A 7,072-nucleotide genomic window follows, 5' to 3' on the forward strand; every position below is an offset into this window, starting at 1 on the left:
AGCTTGACGCAGCAAAAACTGACGGCACTCGGGCGCTGTGATGTGGCGGTAAGTGCCCAGCGTGATGTTGTTGGCGGCCAAAGAATCGGCGGTGACAAAAAAGCCCAGGTTGCGTTTGACCATGCGGCGCTCGTCTTCGGTCAGGCCGTTGGGGTCCTTCCACAAAGCGATGTCCCGGTTCATGTTGACTTCTTGCGGCATCCAGTGGTTGGCGCAAGTGGCGAGGTATTTTTCCCAAGCCCATTTGTATTTGAAAGGCACCAGTTGGTTGACGTCGGTTTGGCCGTTGATGATGCGCTTGTCGGCCGCGTTCATGCGGCGCGGCGCAGCGGGGGTGGCAGAGGCAGTGCCCCCCGCATTTGAAGACACAGAGGCCGCAGCAGCCAAAGCGTCTGCGCCAGTCAATGTTGGCATTGCGGGTTGCAAAGCGGGTTTGATGTTTTCGTCCCAAGACAGCATAAAAATCCCAATTCGTAAATTATGAAAGCAGGACCAGAAATTGCAAAGCCGTTCGTCTATTTAGGGGGCTGGCTGCGCATGAAGTGTTGTTCCATTGCATCGAACATCGACCGATGGCCGATGTTCGGTATCCACCTCGTCACTGGCAAGCTTCGCAACCCGGGTCGTCGATCGCGCAGAACTTGACATCGGTGGCCGCCAAGGCCTCGGTTTGAGTCTGTGCGGTGGCAGCAGCAGTTCCTATGGCGCTGATGCTGCCACTGGGCGCACCCGATGCAGACACGGCATTGTGCGAGCCCGCACTCACCGTGGATTTTTCGATTTGCGTGGCGCTGGAAGTGCGCAAGTAGTAAGTGGTTTTGAGGCCACGCAACCAAGCGAGTTTGTAGGTGTCGTCGAGTTTTTTGCCCGAGGCACCGGCCATGTAGATGTTGAGCGATTGGGCTTGGTCAATCCATTTCTGGCGACGGGCAGCCGCCTCCACCAGCCAAGTGGTTTCGACTTCAAAAGCGGTGGCGTACAAGGCCTTGATGTCTTGCGGCACGCGGTCAATGGGGCGCAGCGAACCGTCGAAGTGCTTCAGGTCCATGACCATCACGTCGTCCCACAGGCCCAGGCGCTTCAAATCGCGCACCAAGTAGCTGTTGATCACGGTGAACTCGCCGGACAAGTTGGACTTGACCGACAGGTTGCCAAAGCAAGGCTCAATCGATGCATCCACACCGATGATGTTGGAGATGGTGGCGGTGGGGGCGATGGCCACGCAGTTGGAGTTGCGCATGCCATCGGCCTTGATTTTTTGGCGCAGCCTGTCCCAGTCGAGGGTGGACGAGCGGTCCACTTCGACATAACCACCGCGCTCGCGCTCCAGCAGTTTCAAGGTGTCCAAAGGCAAGATGCCTTGGTCCCAAAGCGAGCCTTTGTAGCTGGCGTATTGGCCGCGTTCTTTGGCCAACTCGGTCGAGGCCCAGTAGGCGTAATAACAGATCGCTTCCATCGACTGGTCTGCGAACTCCACAGCGGCTTGAGAGGCGTAAGGGGTGCGCATCTGGTACAAGGAGTCTTGGAAGCCCATCAAGCCCAGGCCCACAGGGCGGTGGCGCATGTTGGAGTCTCGGGCCTTTTTGACCGCGTAGTAGTTGATGTCGATCACGTTGTCCAGCATGCGCATGGCTATCGTGATGGTGCGCTTGAGCTTGTCGTGGTCTAGCTCTTTGCCGGTGGCGCCGTCTTTCAGGTGGCGCGACAGGTTCACCGAACCCAAGTTGCAGACCGCGGTTTCGGTGTCGCTGGTGTTGAGCGTGATCTCGGTGCACAGGTTGGACGAATGCACCACGCCGGCGTGTTGTTGTGGCGAGCGGATGTTGCAAGGGTCTTTGAAGGTGATCCAGGGGTGGCCGGTTTCAAACAGCATGGACAGCATCTTGCGCCACAGGTCGGTGGCCTGCACGGTTTTGCTGGGCTTGATCTCGCCACGCTCGGCTTTTTGTTCGTAAGCCACATAGGCTTTTTCAAAGGCTTGGCCAAACAAATCGTGCAGATCGGGTACGTCGGAGGGTGAGAACAAGGTCCAGCTGCCTTTTTCCATCACGCGGCGCATGAACAAGTCAGGGATCCAGTTGGCCGAGTTCATGTCGTGCGTGCGGCGGCGGTCATCGCCGGTGTTCTTGCGCAACTCCAAGAACTCTTCGATGTCCAGGTGCCAGGTTTCCAGGTAGGCGCAGACCGCGCCTTTGCGCTTGCCGCCCTGGTTCACCGCCACAGCGGTGTCGTTGACCACTTTCAGGAATGGCACCACACCTTGCGACTCGCCGTTGGTGCCTTTGATGTGGGCGCCCATGGCGCGCACGGGCGTCCAGTCGTTGCCCAAACCTCCCGCAAATTTAGACAGCAAGGCGTTTTCCTTGATGGCGTCATAGATGCCGCCCAGGTCGTCGGGCACGGTGGTCAGGTAGCAGCTGGACAACTGTGAACGCAAAGTGCCGCTGTTGAACAAGGTGGGTGTGGACGACATGAAGTCGAACGAGGACAGGACCTCGTAGAACTCGATGGCGCGGGCTTCGCGGTTGATTTCGTTGAGCGACAAGCCCATGGCCACACGCATGAAGAAGGCCTGCGGCATTTCGATGCGGTTTTTGCGCACGTGCAAGAAATAACGGTCGTACAGGGTTTGCAAGCCCAGGTAATCGAACTGCAAATCGCGTTCGGGTTTGAGGGCGGCGGCCAATTGCTTCAGGTCAAACTGCAGCAGCTTTTCGTCGAGCAGGTCGTTGTCCACGCCTTTTTTGATGAACTGCGGGAAGTACTGGATGTAGGCCTCGCCCATGTCGCTTTGGGGCACCTCTTTGCCCAAGATCTCTTTGGCGATGGTGTGCATCAGCAAACGCGCCGTCACATAGGTGTAGTCCGGGTCTTTTTCGATCAAAGTGCGCGAGGCCAGGATGGAGGCCTTGTACACCTCCTCCATGGGCACGCCGTCGTACAGGTTGCGCATGGTTTCGGCCACGATCGGCTCGGGGCTGACGTCTTGGCCCAGGCCAGCGCAGGCGTTGACCATGAGTGAGCGCAGGTAGCCCAAGTCAAGTACCACGCGCTGACCACCATCGATCACGTGCAGCGCGGGCTCTGACGGGATGGAGGCCGATTGCTTGGTCAACTGCGCACGCTCTTGTGTGCGGCGCTCACGGTAGAGCACATAGGCGCGGGCCACTTCATGGTTGCTGCTGCGCATCAAACCCAACTCGACCTGGTCTTGCACGTCTTCGATGTGGAAGGTGCCGCCGCCTGGGCGTGAGCGCATCAAGGCGCGCACCACGTTGTTTGTCAATTCTTCAACCACCTCACGCACACTGGCTGAGGCTGCGCCTTGCGTGCCATGCACAGCCAAAAAGGCTTTCATCAAGGCCACAGCGATTTTGCTGGGCTCAAAAGGCACGACTGCGCCATTGCGGCGGATGATTTGGTAATGGGCCAAGCTGGGCGAGGAGGGCTGGCCTGCCCGGTCTGCAGGGAGCTGGTTGAGCAGGCCGGAGGGGGCGGGCGAAACGTTGAGGTCTGTTTGCATGGTTTTCTTCTAATTTATGTTGATTTTGGTGCGGCAACGGGCACTGAGAACCGCTTGAATTACAAATTTGAAAAATAAGATCAGACACTATATCTGGTGTCTGTGACCCTTGCAAGCCACTACAGGTAGTGTACCGGTGCATTTTGGGCCGGATTTCAAAAGGCCCAGGACGGGCACAAGCTGAAGCCATTTTCAGAGTCTGAAAAATGCCCTCGCGAAGGCATTGAAAACGGTGTTTTGAGAAACAAAGCCAGCGCCCGTGCGCCACGCCGAAGGATTTGTGCGCGAAAGCCCCGAGGGGCAACATTTCGTTTTTTGGATATTTGATATTTAAATTGATAAAAAATCTAAAAAGTTCTAAAAATATTTTTTTACTCCGGCGCTTGGAAGGGCTGAGGAAAATGCGCTTTTGGCCAACCCAGCAGCGCCTGTAAACGGTGCCAGGCAAAACCAGGCCCGGGGTCTTGCTTGCGGCCCGGTGCGATGTGCTCGTGACCGGCCACGTGCGCAATCGGGTAGTGCTTGCGCGCAGCTTGGCACAGGTGGGCCAGTTGCGCGTACTGCGCGTCTTCGAAAACACCGCCTTCCAGGCCCTCTAATTCAATGCCGATGGAGTCGTCGTTGCACTGGGGGCGCCCACGGTACGCCGACTCGCCGGCGTGCCAAGCGCGGTCGTTGGCGCTGACAAACTGCATCAATGAACCGTCACGTCGGATGAAAAAATGAGAGGACACTTGCAAGCCCTGGATGGTCATGAAATAAGGGTGAGCGTTCCAGTCCAACTGGCCGGTGAACAGCGCAGGCACTTCAGGCCCGCCGTATTGGCCGGGGGGCAGACTGATGGAATGGATCACCAGCAAATCAATGCAGGCACCTTGGGGCCTGGGGCCAAAGTGAGGCGAGTCCAGTCTGTGCGCTGGTTTGAACCAACCGTGTTCCCAAAGTGAGGCCTGTTCAGCGCAAGGTCTTGGCATGGCGTTGGGGTGTTGGCAGTGGTTGAGGTGCTGTCAAGGCGGGGGATGGCAGGTCTGTCGCTTCGAAAAGGGTGTTGTCCGGCTCCAGTGCCAAGCGGACGAAAGAAAAAACTCACTCCGGCGATGAAGCCGGGTTGCGGTCTTGCGCTGCTGTGCGGTGCTCGGTACTGCAGTAAGAGCCCTTTTCCCCGGCCACGGCTTCGTCTTGCGGCAGGTGAACACCGCAATGCGCGCAGCTGAGCATGTTGGCAGGTGCTGCCAGCGGTTTTTTTTTGGGGGCGGCCACAGCGTCTGTTCGGCGACTGCGTTTGTAGGCCCAGATCGCCAAAACGATGACCAAAAGCCAAATCAGGTATTTCATGCAACGCGTCCAATCAAGACTTCCAGAACAAAGCGTGACCCTGCATAAGACAGCAGCAGCAAACCCGCACCGATGTAGAGCACCCGCACAGCGCGTCGGCCGCGCCAACCCCATTGGCTGCGGCCCACCAGCAAGGTGGCAAAAGTGAGCCATGACAACAGGGCAAAGACGCGCTTGTGGTCCCAGCGCCATTCGGTGTGGTTTTGCCCGTACAAGGACTCGCCAAACAGCGTGCCCGCAACCAAAGTGGCGCTCAGCAGCACAAAGCCAACGGTCACAAAGCGAAAAGTTAAACGTTCCAAGGTCAACAAAGGCAAACCACTGGTGCCCTCATGGGCCTGGCGGATGTCGTGTTCTGTGCGGGTCATCATCCAGGCGTGCACCACAGCCGCTGCAAACATGCCGTAGGCGGATAAACCCAAAGCGAAATGCAAGGGCAGCCAAGCCGATGCTTGGCTGGTCAACAAGGTGCCCGGAAAGACCCAGGCCAGTGCCACAGTGACCGCCCCAAGGCTGCCCACCACCCATCGGGCCTTGAATTTGGGGAAAAACTGGGTTTCCACCAAATAAGCCGTGACCACCAGCCAAGCCGTGACCGACAAGGCCGGGGCAAAGCCAAAGCGAACCGGACCCATCAAGAGCAGCAGCAAGCTCAGCGCATGCAAACCCCAGGCCAGCCAAAGCAGGCGGCGCGCATGCGCATCACCCAGGCGGCGCGGCACCAAAGCGGGCAAGGCGTACACCAAGACCGCCAAGGCAGACAAGGGCAGTGTCCACAAAGTTGCACTCGCTAAAATCATGGTGCCGAGTTTAGCCTTTCGGGCGCAGCCACTGGGGCTTCGCCATGCGCTTGAACCGCTTATTTCTGGACCTCCCTGATGGCCTCCGCCCTGACCGACAAACTCTCACGCCTCGTCAAGACCCTCAGCGGGCAGGCCCGCATCACCGAATCGAACGTGGCCGACATGCTGCGCGAGGTGCGCATGGCCTTGCTCGAAGCCGACGTGGCTTTGCCGGTGGTGCGCGATTTCATTGCCCGGGTGAAAGAAAAAGCCCTGGACCAAGAAGTCATGGGTTCGCTCAAGCCCGGCCAGGCCTTGGTGGGCGTGGTCAACCGCGAGTTGGCCGCCACCATGGGCGAGGGCGTGTCGGACATCAACTTGGCCGCGCAACCGCCTGCCGTGATTTTGATGGCCGGTTTGCAAGGTGCCGGTAAAACCACCACCACCGCCAAGCTGGCCAAGCACCTGATTGAAAAGCGCAAGAAAAAAGTGCTGACGGTCTCGGGCGACGTGTACCGGCCCGCTGCCATCGAGCAGCTCAAAACCGTCACCGCCCAAGCCGGGGCCGAGTGGTTCCCCAGCACGCCCGACCAAAAACCCCTTGACATCGCGCGCGCTGCCGTCGACTACGCCCGCAAGCACTTCTTTGATGTGTTGCTGGTCGACACCGCGGGTCGCTTGGCGATTGACGAAGTCCTGATGGCCGAAATCAAGGCCTTGCATGCGGAACTCAAGCCGGTCGAAACCCTGTTCGTGGTGGACGCCATGCAGGGCCAGGACGCGGCCAACACCGCCAAGGCCTTCAGCGACGCTTTGCCTTTGACGGGCATTGTGCTGACCAAGCTCGACGGCGATTCACGCGGGGGTGCTGCCCTGTCGGTGCGCCAGATCACCGGCGTGCCGATCAAGTTTGCAGGTACCAGCGAGAAAATTGACGGCTTGGAGGTGTTTGACGCCGAACGCCATGCAGGGCGCGTGTTGGGCATGGGCGACATCGTGGCCCTGGTCGAGCAGGTCACCGCAGGTGTGGACATGGAGGCTGCGCAAAAGCTGGCTGCCAAGGTCAAGAGTGGTGGCGGTTTTGATCTGAACGACTTTTTGGCCCAGATCCAGCAAATGAAGCAAATGGGTGGCCTGTCCAGCCTGATGGACAAGCTGCCCAGCCAGCTGAGCGCCAAGGCCGGGTCGATGGACATGGGCAAGGTCGAAAAAGACATTGGCCGCAAGCAAGGCATCATCCACAGCATGACACCCAAAGAGCGCAGCAAGCCCGAGCTGATCAAAGCCACGCGCAAACGCCGCATTGCGGCAGGCGCAGGCGTTCAGGTGCAAGACGTCAACCGCATGCTCAAGGAGTTTGAGCAGATGCAGGACATGATGAAAAAAATGTCCGGCGGCGGCATGATGAAAATGATGAAGCGCATGGGGGCCA

6 protein-coding genes are annotated in these 7,072 nt (G+C 58.6%); 1 reads left to right on the top strand and 5 read right to left on the bottom strand.

Annotation, left to right across the window (positions count from 1 at the left end):
- The 5 genes from ACIQ39_RS17780 to ACIQ39_RS17800 all read right to left on the bottom strand — a co-directional run.
- On the bottom strand, positions 1-459 hold a 459-nt coding region (locus ACIQ39_RS17780; protein WP_396435920.1), incomplete at its 3' end, for a ribonucleotide-diphosphate reductase subunit beta.
- Positions 460-598: 139 nt separating this feature from the next.
- Positions 599-3,523, bottom strand: coding sequence for a ribonucleoside-diphosphate reductase subunit alpha (locus tag ACIQ39_RS17785; RefSeq protein ID WP_396435921.1), 2,925 nt, complete (start codon positions 3,521-3,523; stop codon positions 599-601).
- Positions 3,524-3,894: 371 nt separating this feature from the next.
- A complete protein-coding gene (gene ampD / locus ACIQ39_RS17790; RefSeq protein ID WP_396435922.1) occupies positions 3,895-4,497 on the bottom strand; it encodes a 1,6-anhydro-N-acetylmuramyl-L-alanine amidase AmpD in 603 nt (200 codons plus the stop codon).
- A 112-nt stretch (positions 4,498-4,609) separates the two neighbouring features.
- Entirely contained in the window at positions 4,610-4,858 is a 249-nt protein-coding gene (locus ACIQ39_RS17795; RefSeq protein ID WP_396435923.1) for a PP0621 family protein, read from the bottom strand.
- Positions 4,855-5,658 (bottom strand): inner membrane protein YpjD, encoded by an 804-nt coding sequence (locus ACIQ39_RS17800; RefSeq protein WP_396435924.1) that lies wholly within the window; start codon positions 5,656-5,658, stop codon positions 4,855-4,857. The genes ACIQ39_RS17795 and ACIQ39_RS17800 overlap by 4 nt, the downstream gene beginning before the upstream one ends.
- A gap of 78 nt (positions 5,659-5,736) precedes the next feature.
- Here ACIQ39_RS17800 and ffh point away from each other — a divergent pair.
- On the top strand, positions 5,737-7,072 hold a 1,336-nt coding region (gene ffh, locus ACIQ39_RS17805; RefSeq protein ID WP_396435925.1), incomplete at its 3' end, for a signal recognition particle protein.

The organism is Limnohabitans sp., from assembly GCF_044361645.1.
In the GTDB taxonomy this organism is placed as follows: Bacteria; Pseudomonadota; Gammaproteobacteria; order Burkholderiales; family Burkholderiaceae_C; genus Limnohabitans_A.